This is a genomic window from Paraflavitalea pollutisoli, from assembly GCF_029360705.1.
Classification (GTDB): domain Bacteria; phylum Bacteroidota; class Bacteroidia; order Chitinophagales; family Chitinophagaceae; genus Paraflavitalea; species Paraflavitalea pollutisoli.
In genome coordinates, this window is record NZ_JARKMX010000008.1 from 1,332,788 (window position 1) to 1,347,012 (window position 14,225).

Genomic DNA, 14,225 nt, shown 5'->3' on the forward strand with positions numbered 1-14,225 from the left:
AAATAGTACCATTAATCCAATCAATTATTCCATAGAAATTGCACTTTTAAAGGGTAGCTTTGCAAAATAACACCAGTACATGTCCAGGGAATCCATACCAGTGTATGATATCTGCAGCATCAGCCGCGAAAAAGGAGCCAGTGAGGAGTTCATGGCCGACCGGCTGTCCGACTACCTCGACAAGTACTACGCACAACTGCATTTCCCGCACCGGCATTCATTTTACCACCTGGTATTGTTCACCAAAGGACATGGCACCCACTCCATCGACTTTACCAATTTTGAAGTAAAGCCCTATCAGGTATACTTCATGGTGCCGGGACAGGTGCACAGCTGGCATTTTGCCGGCAAAACAGACGGATATATCTTAAATTTCTCAGATACCTATTTCAAGTCTTTCCTGCAAAACCCACATTACCTGGAGCGATTCCCCTTCTTCAGCGGCATTCCCGAAGAAGCAGTGTCGACATTGCTCGGCGAGATCCACCAGCAAGCCACTACCCTGCTGGAATCGATGCTGCGGTATGCAGGTCACGACTGGAAAACGTATACCGATATGGTGCGCGTATTGCTGCTGCAATTGTTCCTGCTGATCGATGATTCGCTGGCAGCACATCGGCACAAAGGCATTCCGCAACAAAAACTGGTCTTGCTGCGGGGCTTCCGGAGGCTGATCGAAACCCACTACCGCTCGATCCGCCTGCCCAAGGAATACGCCGACCTGCTGTACGTCACCCCCAACCACCTCAATGCCCTCTGCCAGGACCTGCTGGGCAAAACCGCCGGCGAGCTGATCCGCGACCGCGTATTGCTGGAAGCCAAAAGACTGCTGACCAACGCCCGCATGACCGTAACCGAAGTGGCCTATGACCTGAACTTTCAGGACAACTCTTATTTCAACCGTTTTTTCAAGAAATATACGGGTGTAACGCCCGACGATTTTCGTAAACAATTTTCTCATTGAAAATGACCGTATCATGGACAAGCTGAATACACCAGTGAGCGCACCCGATGTGCAGGAACCCAAACCCAGTTTTTTCAACCTGGTAAGATGCAAATGTCCCCGTTGCCGCAAGGGCGACATGTTTGCAGAAAAGAACCCCTACAAACTCCGGCATACGATGAAGATGTATGACACCTGCCCCGTTTGTGGACAGCCGTTCGACCTGGAAGTAGGATTTTATTATGGCTCCAGCTATGTGAGCTATAGCTTATCGATCGCCTTCACCGCAGCCACGCTGGTAGCCTGGTGGGTATTGATCGGCATGAGTACGGAAGACAACCGTTTCTTTTGGTGGATGGGCATCAACGGCGTATTGCTGATCGTGCTGCAACCCTGGTTGATGCGGGTGTCGCGCACCCTGTGGTTGGCCTTTTTTGTGCGGTATGATAAGAACTGGCGTACCAACCCGCCTGCCCGTCGCGAACGCGTCAACAAAGATCACATGAATGCCTGGTGATGTATAAACCGGTAAGAGGCCATCTCCCGAACGCATTGTTCAGCAGATCGCCTCCCTGGGGTGCACCTTAAACCTACCGGTGAAAAGAGTGTATAAAAAGGTTGTTTATTGCATCATTACCATACAAAGCTACGACGGCAAACTATTGGCGAAAAGGCTCTTTAGGTAGACTGCGATTTATACCGGTTAGACCGGGTATTTTCGTCGGTGAACCCGGATGGCCATCCGGTTGCATCATTCGCTAACACATACACGCTATATAAAAAGCCGGGACCTGTGGTTCCGGCTTTTGCTTATGTAAAGTCTTTAGAAACTAGCTGTTGGTAGCCTGTTTCAGGTAATCGTACATCACGTATACTGCTTCCGATAAAAACAGGTCGCGTTTGAGCGAACCGATCCACGCTTTATTGCTGTCGTTCTTGAACTGCTCCTTGCTCTTCAGCGACTCCTCCATATCGGTCGTATTCTTCACCCCCATCGGCTTGGCAGATACCAATTGCTTCCGGATAGCGCTCACCTTGTTTTGCACCGCTTTCTCATCGTCGCGGTATTTATCCAATTGCAAAGGATAGATGCCATTCCTGTTCTGCATCCAGCGCAGGTTTTTGGTCAGGGAGATCAACACGGTATCCTGTTGCATACGTTGACCGGCCAGGGCTACCGTTTTATTGATCACGCCTTGCTCATCCAGCTGCGCAAACGGCACGGCCTGTATCGTATCCCAGGCCAGGGCGGTAGGATTGTTCTTTTCCTGCATTTTGTATGGCTCGTAAATACCAGGCAGCAGAACATCGGGCGCTACACCTTTCAACTGCGTAGCAGCGCCGGTAATGCGGTAATACTTTTGCAGCGTAACGTGCAAGGTACCCAGGTCTGTATTGGGATCGCTGTTGCCCATACGGGTGTCGCCGATACCAAAGGGCCGTTGCACCGATCCTTTGCCGTAAGTAGAGCTGCTGCCCACAATAATACCACGGTGGTAATCCTGGATAGCGCCGGCAAAGATCTCGGCCGCCGAAGCACTCATTTCATTGACCAGTACCACCAACGGGCCTTCATACAAAGCAGCTTTACCACGTACACGGCTTACATAGGGTTCGCCCGATGGCCCTTTCACCTGCACCACCGGTCCTTCCTTGATGAAAAGACCCAGCATATTGATCACCTCGCCCAGGCTACCACCGATATTATCGCGAATGTCGATGATGATGCCTTTTACATTCTCTTGCTGCAGGCGGGCCAGCTCACGCGCCATATCGGCTGCGCAGGAACGTCCGTTGGCATCGCCAAAGTCGGTATAGAACTTAGGGAAGGAAATATAACCCAGTTTCACAGAGTCTTCGATGATCGCACTTTTCACAAAGGTATCGTCGAGTTGCAGCGCCTCACGTTTGAGCGTAACGTCTTTCAGGCTACCGTCGGTTTTACGGAAGGTGATGGTAACCGCTGTTCCCTGTTGACCACGGGTCAGCTTTATCACATCACTCATAGCCATACCCGCCACATCAACGGGCTTGCCGCCCTGCTGCGCTACCTTGACGATCACATCGCCTTTCTCGACCAAACCCGATTTCCAGGCAGGCCCGCCAATCATCAGTTCGCCAATGCCGATCATGCCTTTCATGTCAGACAGCAACGCACCGATGCCATAGTACACGCCACTCAGGCTTTCCTGAAACTCCCGGCGGTCTACCGGCAGAAAATAGTTGGAATGCGGATCGTACAGGTTGGTAATGCTGTTGACGTAGGTATTGAAAGCCTCTTCATCGGTGGTGAGCTTCTTCAGGTTTTCGATAAATCTTTTCTCGATCCGCAGGATCGTCTGCCGGGCTTTTTCTTCCAGCTGCACATCGGTCAGCTTACTGGCCGTATCCCGGGTATTGATATCGAGCAGGTCTTCGTAATTCGACAGCACCTGAAACTTGAGGTAATTGCGCCAGCGGCTCTTCAGGTCATCGGTATTCTTGCAATAATCCAGCTTATCCGTATTGGAGTTGTACACCTCGGGCGTCGTGAACTTGAAGGGCTGTTTCATCAGCTCGTCCAGCATGGTTTCAGACTCCTTCAATCGCTGCACAAAGGTTTTGTTCACCACTTTGTAGAACTGCACCACTTTGCCTTTCATCTCGTCGTCGAGCTGGCGTTCGTATTTCTTGAACTGCTGTATGTCTTCATGCAGAAAGAATCGCTTGTCCTTGTCGAGTTGCTCGAGGTAAGACTTGAAAACCTGCTGCGAGAACTTATCATCGAGCGTTTTGGGGGCATAGTGTATATGCTGCAACATGTCGGCGGTATTGTGAAATACCAGGTCGACATTTTCGGTGACTTTACTTTTCTGGGCGAAAGAAGGCGCTGCTGCCAGCATCAAACAGGTACAGAAGACCAACTGATATCCACTACGCATACTCATACTTGGATTGTTTTCGAATGTAGAATGGGAATCTCCCAGGCCTGGTGCTGCCATAAATGGGCTGGCAGTGCAACGGGACCGCTCTGTCAAATGTAACGCATCGTGCGAAGTAATTGTTTTCCACTCATCAACAAGTTGGCGGCCAATTCCATGAAACAGGCAAGCCAGCCGATGAAACAGGCAAGATCGTCGCGGGCGGGATGGCCGGCGACAGCACCTACCAATCGCCGTACGCGCCAAACCAGGCAGCCCCCAGCAACCCCGTCTTGTCGTTTTTGATGATCCGGATAGGCACGCCTTCGAGCAGGTGTTGCATCCGGTCGCTGTCCATATAATGCCGGAAAAACGACTCCTGCTGCAGCAAGGGGGCGATCTTCGGAGGAATACCACCACCGAGGAATACACCGCCGGTGGCTTTCATCTTCAGCACCAGGTTGCACGTTTCGCGGGCGATATAGCGTACAAACAGGTCCATGGTCTCTACGCAGATGGCCGCTTTATTTTGCAGGGCCGCCTGGCTGATCACGGCAGAATCGTCTTTTTCCGTGGCCAGCTGTTCGGTGAGCCAGGCTGGTTCTTCTTTGCGCTTCACGTCGCGCAGGAAGGTATAGATGCTGGTGATGGCGGGACCGGCAGCCACCATTTCCCAGCTTACGACAGCCTCTTTTTGCTGCAGGTATTTGGCCAGCTCCATATCGAGGTCGGTACGTGGCGAGAAGTCGCAGTGCCCTCCTTCCGTGGGGAAGGGAAAATAGGATTGGCCGTTCCAGAACAGGCCCGCCTGTCCCAGTCCGGTACCGGGGGCTATGATGGCCATATTACCGACCGCGGGTATTTTACCGGCATGCAGGGTAATAAAGTCTTCGGGTTTTAAAGCGGCGAGGCCATAAGCCATGGCTTCGAGATCATTGATAAGGACCACCTTCTCCACGTTGGTAGACCGGGCAATTTCGGCCTGATCAAGTACCCAACTGAGGTTGGTGAGGTCTACTTTACCGTTGAGTACCGGACCGGCTACCCCCAGGCTGATCCTGTCGGGCAATGGCTGGTCGTAGTCGGAAATAAAATGCTGTATGATCGAGGTCAGCGACTGATACTCGGTAGAGGCGTAACGGGCTGCCTGGATCTGCCGGATGCCTTCCGGGGTCACCTTATAGGTGGCCAGGTTGGTCTTGGTGCCGCCAATATCCCCTGCCAGCACGGTAATACCGCTGGCCGGCACCTCATGGCGCCGGGGAAGTGACAATGGGATGGGCTGCTGGTTGATAACTCCTGTCTTTTCCATAAAATGTAGCTATAAATGAGATAGTTGTAAAAATAACGAATTGCTGCAAAGAAAGCCAGCCCCGATTAACTTATCCACACCGATCACATTCATCCGAAATCGCAGACTGCACAGCTAATCAACGTATTCTCACAGTTTTAACAAATTTCCGGCTCGGTTATTGTAATAAGTGAGACCAAGTTATTAACTTGCAAGTACGCTGTAATATTCCCATCCAATTTCCGCCCGACTCCAATCCCCCTGAATGACTACCGGTGTGTCGTCGTACCTCGACAAAAGCTATACTGCTCTTGTACATGCTTATCGATGAATTATGAACCAGTATTTATTACTCCGTGATAACAAGCAAACGGGGCCTTACTCAGTGGAGGAGTTAATCAAAAAGGGCCTTAAACCTTATGACCTCGTATGGTTGGATGGGAAAAGTGCGGCCTGGCGGTATCCCAGCGAAATTGCCGAACTGAAAGCCTTTGCCCCCACGGTGGAAGAACAACCGTATGACCGGTTCTATAAAAAGCAGAACGCCCTCAAAGCCACTGCAGCAAACAATACCCAGCAGCAAACCAGCAAGACCGAAGAACCTGCACCGGTGGCAGCAATACCTACACAACAAGTCATTGCCAATAAAAAGATCTATGTAACTCTGCCGGCTGGTATGACCAGCAGAATACCCAGCACGCCTGCTGTCACCACGGAGCAACCGGTGCAAACAGCAGAAGAGGCCGTGACAGAAGCACAGGTGGCTGCCGCCAAAAAGGTGCTGGATGAGAAATTTGCCCGCCTGCGCGAAGAAAAGATGCGGCAGGCCGCCATCAGTGCCGCCAATACGGACACATACCCACCCACTTCAACGGGCAATAAAAAGACCATCCAGCAAGACCCTATAACGCCCACTGCGGAAGCAGCGGAGCCAATCGTGGAAACGCCTGGTTTTGCGGTCATCCTGGGGCAAAACCATCCCCATACGGACGATCAGCTGGCCCCGGTCATCAACATTCGCCGTGACAACAGCAAATTGGTGATGCGCAGCATCACCGCTGCCTGCCTGTTGCTCGTTGGCGTGATTATCGGATTAATGATCAGCAATAGCCGCCAGCAACGCGACAACACAGCCCTCGACCAACTGGTAAAACAGATCCAGGAGCGCGACCGCCAGAAGCGCGAAGTGGCGCAATATGCCGTTACTACCACGGGGGAAGCGATTGCTCAGCCGATCACCGATGAAGCAGTTCCTGCCGAACCGCCTGCTCAAAACGAGTCGGCACGGGTAAGCCCCAAGACGACGCCCGCAACGGAAACCCACTCGCTCGAAGCGCCGGTCGTGAAAGAAAATGTACCGGTGAAAGACGTATCGCAAAGACAAACGGTGAAAGTGATCCCCGCTATGGTGGCCGCCAGAACGAATGAAACGCCCCCCAGCGGTCACGACGTGCAAAAAGCACGGGAAAGCATTCACCAGCAGGTGGCCGTCGATGCCAACAAATACAAGATCGGCGTGCTGGGCGGCATATCCGACTTACAATTGACGCTTTCCAATAACAGCGGCTACCCACTCGACCAGGTAGAGGTAGCATTGCGCTACCTCGGTCCCGAAAAGCGCGTGGTTAAAACGCAAATGCTCCTGTTCAATGACCTGGCGCCGGGGGAGCAGAAAACAGTTGAGGCGCCACGTACCAATCGGGGTGTTTCAGTTGATTACGTTATTACCCGTATTAATTCCAAAGCACTCGGATTGGCCCATGCCGGTTATTAAATTCCGGTTAAGGCAGATAACGCTTTAAGCTATCCCAAAACGCTACAACCCTGTCTCGTGCTGCTTTTCCGCATTATCCAACCACTTACTGATGCAATAACGATTGCCAGGCTGTCAACCATGGCATAGAAATTGAATAATAGTCAACCTGCGATTGCTATCCGTTCCCCTCTTCCTGACATAACCGTCGCCTTTGTGAATGTATCCCATCCTTTAGTGGACGGATTATGATTGTACCATCGCTAAAAACCATCTATTATGAAGAAGACCGTCGCTACGCTCCTCGTTATTGTAATCGCGGTAGCCAGTCTACATGCCGTTAGAGTTATGCAACAGTCGTACATTTCAGGAACCATCTATCCCACCGGCGCAGCGGGCATTGTCGTAGCCATCAACGGCGACGATTCTGTAAAGATCAAACCTTCTGTGAGCGGCTTTAGTTTTGTAGTACCCCCAGGCAACTGGAAGATCCTGGTAGAAGCCAATCGCCCCTTCAAAAACATTATGGTAGACGCCAACGTGCAGGAAGGACAAACTGCACAGCTCGGTGAGATCAAACTCATTCAATAAATTAATTACAAGGACGGCTCAGAAACAAGAAAACCGGGATGCCTCACGCAGCCCGGTTCTTCTTTGTATATCATCTTACTTTCACAGCTATCACACCTGCCACAACCACTCACCCCATGATACCTCAACCTGCAGTACCACGTAGTATCGCCATCAATTCCGGCACGCCCTGCGTAGCGGGCTTTTCTATCTTGGTCAGGTTCATGACAGACGCCGTATAAGGAATTGTTTTATCGACAATGAACTTTCGGATAGGCCAGGGTGCGTAATTGATTAACCCCGCGGCCGGATACACCACGAGCGAAGTTCCGATCACTGCAAACAGGTCGGCATTCCTGACCAATAAAGCCGCATCTTCGATCAACGGCACCGGCTCTTTAAACCAAACGATATTGGGTCGCAGTTGTGCGCCATCTTCGGCTTTATCACCCCATTTTATATCGCCCTGTATATCGTACACGAGCGATTCGTCGGCTTCACTGCGCATCTTGAAGATTTCACCATGCAGGTGCAGCACGCTGGTAGAGCCGGCCCGTTCGTGCAGGTCGTCGATATTTTGGGTGATGATGTGTACGTGATAATCCTTTTCCAGGTCGGCCAGCCCCTGGTGCGCAGCGTTAGGCGCCGCATCGCGTACATTGGCGCGGCGCTGGTTGTAGAAGTCAAGCACCAGTTCAGGATTCTTCTTCCAGCCACGTGGCGTGGCCACCTCCGTTACATCATACCCTTCCCACAAGCCATCGCTGTCGCGAAAGGTCTTCAATCCACTCTCTGCACTGATGCCGGCACCGGTTAATACCACGAGTTTCTTTTTGCTCATATCGGTTGTTTAAGATAGGCACGAAAATACAGCAGGCGTCCGGCAACGCCAAAGTTACCGCAACGCCATGCTGCCATTAAAGAAGACCGGGAGACAGGAACGAAGAAAACTAGCTATTGCTATCCGTGTCAGAAACGGTCGGCTGCACAGCTCCTGACGTGGAGATGGGTTGATGAACAAAAACCGGCGTGCCTTTGCTCTGTTTCCGGAAAGGCTTATAGCGCCGTACAAGCCACCACAGGATGGCTACTACTGCCCAGAGCGGCCACAAGGTGATCAACACGATCAGCAACTCGCCGATCCAGGCCAGTCCGGCTCCCAGACCGAGCAATATCCTTTGACCGAACCCTGGTGGCACATCGTTATTGACGGCAGAAGGATTCAGCACCTGGTAAAAGCTGAGCTGAATCGTACTGAAAGCAGCGGCATGCGTGAGGTACTGTACCCTGCCGGCAGCCGCTTCGATATTTTCCTGCAGGCTGTTGATCTCATTTTGCACCTGTAATATCTCTTCCATATTCTTGGCCTGGCGCAGCAGGTCTAGGTAACGGAGCCGCACTTGTTTTTTAGCTTCCAGGCGGGAGCGGGTATCGACCACTTCACCGGTTACATCTTCGGCGGTGATCTTCTTCACCCGTATTTTTTCGGCACCCGGTGTAAGGGCAGCCACGGCGGCATCGAATTGATCGACCGGCACTTTCAGCGTGAGCGTATTTTCGATCTTATAGTCCGATTCACTTTGTTCTTCGTTGGCGATATAGCCACCCGCCGCCTGTACAGCAGTACGCAACAAGGCATGATACTTTTTGTAATCGGCCACTTCCACTTGCAGGTTGGCCGTCTTGATGATCTTTTTATCCCAGTCTACGCGGGGCGCAGGCACTTGTTGAATAGCAGGAGCGGGTTGCTGACGGGGATGCTGTTGCCGGGGAGCTGGCGGGGCTTGCTCCTCTTCCGCTCTTTCGGAAGTAAGCGACGTAGCGGTAGAGTCAGCAGCGTAACTGGCCAGATCGTCGCGGTAATCACCAGGCGCTGCTTCTTTTTCTTTGAGACGCGCATTGGCGGATACGGGGTCCTTCTTTTTTTCCAGGGCCACATCCTTCGCGGAAAAGGCGGGTTGTAAAGCCTTGGATTCGGAGATTTTTTGATCACAGGCAATAAGGGTTATGAGCAGTGCCACGGTGCATAGTGACAGCTGCCATGTCGTATTAAACTTCATAGCGAACTTGTTTATTGGTAAGTAATGATAGGATGCAGTATTTCCCGGATTACACAAAGAGGGCTAAAAAAGGCATTGAGGCAGCAAGTACCCGTTACCCGGGCAGCCCCTACCCGACGTATTACGCGAGCGGACACTCAAACCCAGATCCGGTACGGTACGGCCATACGCCATCAACTTCGCTGTACAACGAAAGCTATCTTACACACCCATGATATATAGTTAGTAAATAAAGAGGGGTGGCACAAAGATGCCATGATCAACAAAGGATCGGCTGCCATCTGCACAGGGTCAATAAAAAAGGGCCTGGTGGAGGCCCTGGCAATAGCCGGGTCCGACTATTGATATCTTGGATGCGGGAAAAGTAACCCGGAAAATTTGTTAAAACGGAAAGCTATTTATCACCGGCAAGTTCGAGTACCACCTTCCACTCCTCAGAAGTGACCGGACCTACGGAAAGACGACTCAGGCGAACGAGCGCCATATTGGCAAGTCGCTTTTCCCCTTTGATCTGGGCAAGGGTGACGGGATGCTTGAGTTTTTTAACCGGCGACAGGTTCACAACGACCCAGGCATCTTCGTCGGTCGTAGGATCCTGGTAAAACTCTTTGGTCACTTTGGCAATGCCTACGATCTCCAACCCTTCATTGCTATGGTACCAAAACACCTGATCCCCTTTTTTCATCTCTTTCATGAAATTACGGGCGGCATAATTACGAACCCCATCCCAAAAAGTCTCTTTATCCTTCACAAACTGGTCCCAGGAGTATTTAAAAGGTTCTGATTTTACAAGCCAGTAGGCCATGGTAGTAATTTAAAGACGGGTTGTTGTTAAAAAGGTAAAAATACAGCGCTGGGCGGATATTCGCGCTTTCGCCGCAGGAATTCCAAGAAATTTGGATTTTCTGCCCTTCAAAAAAATGATAAAATATAAAATCCAAGCATCTACCCTTTTACGTACCTATTTTAACGCTACCAAATTAACTCCGCTTATAGCCGTAGTCAGTTAACCTGGCAACAATAGATAGTACAATCTTTTTATTATACACTTGATCGATCATGTGGTGTTACCCAGGAGCTAAAAAATGGCTCTTTCGAAGGCTGGCTTTTGCCGGCCTTCCTTTTTTCATATCAACACAACACGCCGACCTGCAAGTAGCACTTCTTTACTTCTTCCTCACCCTGCAGCTATAACCTCACAACACGCATGGCCAATGGCCAACCATCAAGTAAACTATCATCAGGTGCTGCCTGCAATAAAGCATTAGCGAATAAAAACTGCACCCAATCATCCACATATACGATTTACCTTCGGGTTATAAGCAGTCTTCGACGTCTTATAAATTTTGTTCCAACTATTTATAAGCGCACTAAAACTTTTACAAACTTTTACTTCGTATATATTTCAGCAACGGCTTCACAACCATACACCGGTCCGGTTAAAAAGGTCAGTTGCATAAAGTCCGGTTCACTACTTCGTGTCTACCCCTGTTTATTGTTGTTGAATAGTAATGGGAAAGTTCAAGGCGGTCCTGAACAAAAGGCCTCTGTGCCTGGGTAAGCCTGTACGCGTCCATTATGCCCTTTCGATGGTTACACCGTGACCATCTTGTATCAGTATTGTCTCAACCTGTAAAAACAATTTATGAAACTAATCAGCACAAACGTTTCAGAGGACCAGCATGTCCCCTCCACAAAAGCCGCGGGACGCAGAAAGTTCCTGGCACAAACAGCCGGCCTGCTCACCATCGCCGCCGTGGCAGACTCTTGTAAAAAAGACAAAGACAACAACAACAACGGCATCGATCTCGGCAGTGGAGATATAGGCATATTGAACTATGCTTATGCACTGGAACAATTAGAAGCAGCGTTCTACACCCAGGTAGTCGCTTCCCCCTTCAGTGGAATTACTGACACCGAAAAGAAATTGTTGACAGACATCCGGGATCACGAGATTGCCCACCGCGAATTCTTCAAGAATGCGCTGGGCTCCAAAGCGATCGTGGCACTCGAAGTAAACTTCGCAGCGATCAACTTTGCCAGTCGCGACAGTGTACTGGGTACCGCTAAAGCATTTGAAGACCTGGGCGTATCGGCGTACAATGGCGCCGGCAAACTCATCACCGATCCGGCCTACCTCCTCCTGGCCGGCAAGATCGTTTCGGTAGAGGCCCGGCATGCCGCACTGATCCGCGACCTGATCTCCAACGGCAGCTTCGCCGATAACACCGTCATCGATGCCAATGGGCTCGATCTGGCTAAGGCTCCCAAAGATGTATTGATGACCGCATCGTCCTTCCTCAAATCAAAGATCAACGCAAACAATTTACCTACCACTTAAAAATACGGCACCATGAATATCCAACAAGTAATCACGGAGATCGAAAAAGTTGACCCGGAAGTCTATGACAGGATGAATCCCCGCCGCAAAGTGATCCAGCAATTCGCCAAGCTGGGTGGCAAACTGGCACTGAGTGCCGTGCCCCTCGCGCTGGGCAGTATGTTCAGCAAAGCCTACGGCCGTGGCACCAATGGTACCATCCTCGAAGTGCTGCAATACGCGCTGACACTGGAATACCTGGAAGCCGAATTTTATACCAAGGCAGTAGCCAGCGGCATCGTTCCCGCAGGAGCCCCCACCGGAGCCTTCACCACCATCCGCGATCATGAAAATGCACACGTAACCTTCCTGAAAGCAGCCATTACTGCCAGTGGTGGTACCCCCATTGCCAAGCCCACCTTCGACTTCAGTGCCGGCAATGGCAGTGGCAATGGTCCGTTCAAAGCTGTATTCACTGATTACGGCTTACTATTGGCCGTAGCGCAAACGTTTGAAGATACAGGTGTGCGTGCCTACAAAGGTCGCGCAGCTGAATTGATCTCCAACAACGATGTATTGACAGCCGCCCTGCAGATCCATTCGGTAGAAGCAAGACATGCTGCACACATTCGTTACATGCGCCGGAATTTCCTGAGCAATACGACGATCAAACCCTGGATCACCGGCAAAGACACCGGCGGTATCGGCGCAGCCGTTCAGGCAAGCTACAATGGAGAAGACCTGGCCGTACAGGCAGGCATCACCATAACGAATATCAACGGTATGAGTATTTCGGTGGATGCAGCTACAGAAGCCTTCGACGAACCCCTCACTGACACACAGGTATTGGCGATCGTCGATCCGTTCATCGCATAAAGATTGTTGCAGACTGATGTTGACGAATACGAAAGGCCGGCCGGTTGTAGGACTACCTACATCCTGGCCGGCCTTTCCAGCTATATACAGTATTTTACCAGCGCTTTCTTTCCCGCAGGGAAGTAATGTGCGCCACATGGTGTTTGCCATGCCAGGCATAACTGCCCAACAGGTACCAGAGACTCATTTCTTTTTGCGAACCCGGATGGTACACCGTACGCTTCCATGCTTCGTTCGAGATATCACGGATGGCAGCATGCCAGCGCGTATGCAGCGCATACAACAAAGTGATCGATATATTGATGGGCACTACTTCCACATCCCGCAGTTCGGCCCATTTCACTTCATCGTAGGGCTTGATAGTGGGATTGTCTTCCGTAAGCCCCAGTTTGAAACGGGCATACGCATTCATATGACTGTCCGGCACATGGTGTACCACCTGCTTGATCGTCCACCCTCCATCCCGATAGGGCGTTTCCAATTGCTTTTCATCGAGGTTTTCGATGGCCTGCTCGATCAGGCCGGGTAGAAACTGAATATCCTGCAACCACTCCCTTTTCTGTCTGTCGGAAAAAGGTTGCGGTTCATATTGACCAATGGGATAGCGTAGATCCATATAGGCGGCGTTTTAAATAGTAATGATGATGGTGGCTGTCGGGGCGATACACCTACCCTTCCCGCAGTTTGTGGCCGGTGAGGTTGATGAACACGTCTTCCAGGTTGGCTTTTTTTACTTCTTTGGGACGTTCAAAACCGGTCGCCACCAGGTCATCGATCAGTTTGTCGGGTGTATCGAGGGCAATGATCTTGCCCGAATCGATGATGGCGATGCGGTCGCAGAGGATCTCTGCTTCATCCATATAATGGGTGGTGATGATCACGGTAGTACCCTGCTGGCGGATATGCAGGATGAGGTCCCACAGGTTGCGACGGGCCTGCGGGTCGAGGCCGGTCGTAGGTTCATCCAGAAAGATGATGCGGGGCTGGTTGATGAGGGTCGTAGCAATGGAGAACCGCTGTTTTTGCCCACCGCTCAGCTCTTTGTATTTGTTCTTGGCTTTGTCTTCGAGGTTCACGCTTTTGAGCAGTTCACGGGCATCGACGGTACGGTTGTACAGACCAGCAAACAGATCGATCAGCTCCATCAGGTTGAGGCCCGGATAGAAGCCCGAAGTCTGCAGCTGCACCCCGATGATCTTTTTGATCTCGTTGGGTTGCCGGTCCAGGTCCAGCCCGTCGACGGTGATCTGGCCGGCCGTTTTGTCCCGGAGGGTTTCGATGATCTCGAGGGTCGTGGATTTGCCGGCACCGTTGGGACCTAGCAAACCAAATATCTCACCTTCCAGTACGTCGAAGCTAATGCCTTTCACCGCTTCGAATTGGCCATAATGCTTTACCAGGTTGTTAACCGAGATGATCACCTTACTCATGTGTGGTCGCGATTTGGGGCACAAGGTAAGGAAAATGAATAAAGAGGGTGATAACACCCATTTTACTATCAACAGAAAACCT

Annotated in this window: 13 protein-coding genes; 6 read left to right on the forward strand and 7 right to left on the reverse strand. The window is 51.1% G+C overall.

The window, feature by feature from the left end; translation table 11 throughout:
* Nucleotides 1-79 precede the first annotated feature (79 nt).
* Both P2W70_RS19105 and P2W70_RS19110 read left to right on the forward strand, forming a co-directional pair.
* Nucleotides 80-964, forward strand: coding sequence for a helix-turn-helix domain-containing protein (locus tag P2W70_RS19105; RefSeq protein ID WP_276483111.1), 885 nt, complete (start codon nucleotides 80-82; stop codon nucleotides 962-964).
* A 13-nt stretch (nucleotides 965-977) separates the two neighbouring features.
* Entirely contained in the window at nucleotides 978-1,460 is a 483-nt protein-coding gene (locus P2W70_RS19110) for a DUF983 domain-containing protein (protein ID WP_276483112.1), read from the forward strand.
* A 313-nt stretch (nucleotides 1,461-1,773) separates the two neighbouring features.
* Here P2W70_RS19110 and P2W70_RS19115 read toward each other — a convergent pair whose 3' ends face one another.
* Complete coding sequence (locus tag P2W70_RS19115) at nucleotides 1,774-3,870, reverse strand: carboxy terminal-processing peptidase (protein ID WP_276483113.1); 2,097 nt, start codon at nucleotides 3,868-3,870, stop codon at nucleotides 1,774-1,776.
* Between the two features lie 217 nt (nucleotides 3,871-4,087).
* Nucleotides 4,088-5,155 (reverse strand): glucokinase, encoded by a 1,068-nt coding sequence (gene glk, locus P2W70_RS19120; protein WP_276483114.1) that lies wholly within the window; start codon nucleotides 5,153-5,155, stop codon nucleotides 4,088-4,090.
* A 313-nt stretch (nucleotides 5,156-5,468) separates the two neighbouring features.
* Here glk and P2W70_RS19125 point away from each other — a divergent pair, with 313 nt between their 5' ends.
* The gene (locus P2W70_RS19125) at nucleotides 5,469-6,908 is read left to right on the forward strand and encodes a hypothetical protein (RefSeq protein WP_276483115.1); all 1,440 of its coding nucleotides are present in this window, start codon (nucleotides 5,469-5,471) and stop codon (nucleotides 6,906-6,908) included.
* Between the two features lie 258 nt (nucleotides 6,909-7,166).
* Nucleotides 7,167-7,478 carry a hypothetical protein gene (locus P2W70_RS19130; protein ID WP_276483116.1) on the forward strand — a complete coding sequence of 104 codons (312 nt, stop codon included), beginning with the start codon at nucleotides 7,167-7,169 and terminating at the stop codon, nucleotides 7,476-7,478.
* Between the two features lie 124 nt (nucleotides 7,479-7,602).
* On the opposite strand, the gene P2W70_RS19135 is transcribed toward P2W70_RS19130, so the two are convergent.
* From P2W70_RS19135 to P2W70_RS19145, 3 genes are all read right to left on the reverse strand, one after another.
* Complete coding sequence (locus tag P2W70_RS19135; protein ID WP_276483117.1) at nucleotides 7,603-8,298, reverse strand: SIR2 family NAD-dependent protein deacylase; 696 nt, start codon at nucleotides 8,296-8,298, stop codon at nucleotides 7,603-7,605.
* Nucleotides 8,299-8,407: 109 nt separating this feature from the next.
* Nucleotides 8,408-9,517, reverse strand: a complete 1,110-nt coding sequence (locus tag P2W70_RS19140; protein ID WP_276483118.1) for a DUF4349 domain-containing protein — start codon at nucleotides 9,515-9,517, stop codon at nucleotides 8,408-8,410.
* Between the two features lie 394 nt (nucleotides 9,518-9,911).
* A complete protein-coding gene (locus P2W70_RS19145) occupies nucleotides 9,912-10,322 on the reverse strand; it encodes an EVE domain-containing protein (RefSeq protein ID WP_276483119.1) in 411 nt (136 codons plus the stop codon).
* An 840-nt stretch (nucleotides 10,323-11,162) separates the two neighbouring features.
* Between P2W70_RS19145 and P2W70_RS19150 the strand changes: the two genes are divergently transcribed.
* A complete protein-coding gene (locus P2W70_RS19150; RefSeq protein ID WP_276483120.1) occupies nucleotides 11,163-11,858 on the forward strand; it encodes a ferritin-like domain-containing protein in 696 nt (231 codons plus the stop codon).
* A 12-nt stretch (nucleotides 11,859-11,870) separates the two neighbouring features.
* A complete protein-coding gene (locus P2W70_RS19155) occupies nucleotides 11,871-12,713 on the forward strand; it encodes a ferritin-like domain-containing protein (RefSeq protein WP_276483121.1) in 843 nt (280 codons plus the stop codon).
* A 94-nt stretch (nucleotides 12,714-12,807) separates the two neighbouring features.
* Here P2W70_RS19155 and P2W70_RS19160 read toward each other — a convergent pair whose 3' ends face one another.
* Both P2W70_RS19160 and P2W70_RS19165 read right to left on the reverse strand, forming a co-directional pair.
* Nucleotides 12,808-13,329 carry a YfiT family bacillithiol transferase gene (locus tag P2W70_RS19160; protein ID WP_276483122.1) on the reverse strand — a complete coding sequence of 174 codons (522 nt, stop codon included), beginning with the start codon at nucleotides 13,327-13,329 and terminating at the stop codon, nucleotides 12,808-12,810.
* Nucleotides 13,330-13,381: 52 nt separating this feature from the next.
* On the reverse strand, nucleotides 13,382-14,143 hold the full coding sequence (locus P2W70_RS19165) for an ABC transporter ATP-binding protein (RefSeq protein ID WP_276483123.1): 762 nt from the start codon (nucleotides 14,141-14,143) through the stop codon (nucleotides 13,382-13,384).
* Nucleotides 14,144-14,225 lie beyond the last annotated feature (82 nt).

Bases quoted from the DNA above. Each gene is read 5' to 3' on its own strand.
- P2W70_RS19105 (WP_276483111.1), top strand. From the start codon at position 80: ATGTCCAGGGAATCCATACCAGTGTATGATATCTGCAGCATCAGCCGC.
- P2W70_RS19110 (WP_276483112.1), top strand. From the start codon at position 978: ATGGACAAGCTGAATACACCAGTGAGCGCACCCGATGTGCAGGAACCC.
- P2W70_RS19115 (WP_276483113.1), bottom strand. From the start codon at position 3,870: ATGAGTATGCGTAGTGGATATCAGTTGGTCTTCTGTACCTGTTTGATG.
- glk (WP_276483114.1), bottom strand. From the start codon at position 5,155: ATGGAAAAGACAGGAGTTATCAACCAGCAGCCCATCCCATTGTCACTT.
- P2W70_RS19125 (WP_276483115.1), top strand. From the start codon at position 5,469: ATGAACCAGTATTTATTACTCCGTGATAACAAGCAAACGGGGCCTTAC.
- P2W70_RS19130 (WP_276483116.1), top strand. From the start codon at position 7,167: ATGAAGAAGACCGTCGCTACGCTCCTCGTTATTGTAATCGCGGTAGCC.
- P2W70_RS19135 (WP_276483117.1), bottom strand. From the start codon at position 8,298: ATGAGCAAAAAGAAACTCGTGGTATTAACCGGTGCCGGCATCAGTGCA.
- P2W70_RS19140 (WP_276483118.1), bottom strand. From the start codon at position 9,517: ATGAAGTTTAATACGACATGGCAGCTGTCACTATGCACCGTGGCACTG.
- P2W70_RS19145 (WP_276483119.1), bottom strand. From the start codon at position 10,322: ATGGCCTACTGGCTTGTAAAATCAGAACCTTTTAAATACTCCTGGGAC.
- P2W70_RS19150 (WP_276483120.1), top strand. From the start codon at position 11,163: ATGAAACTAATCAGCACAAACGTTTCAGAGGACCAGCATGTCCCCTCC.
- P2W70_RS19155 (WP_276483121.1), top strand. From the start codon at position 11,871: ATGAATATCCAACAAGTAATCACGGAGATCGAAAAAGTTGACCCGGAA.
- P2W70_RS19160 (WP_276483122.1), bottom strand. From the start codon at position 13,329: ATGGATCTACGCTATCCCATTGGTCAATATGAACCGCAACCTTTTTCC.
- P2W70_RS19165 (WP_276483123.1), bottom strand. From the start codon at position 14,143: ATGAGTAAGGTGATCATCTCGGTTAACAACCTGGTAAAGCATTATGGC.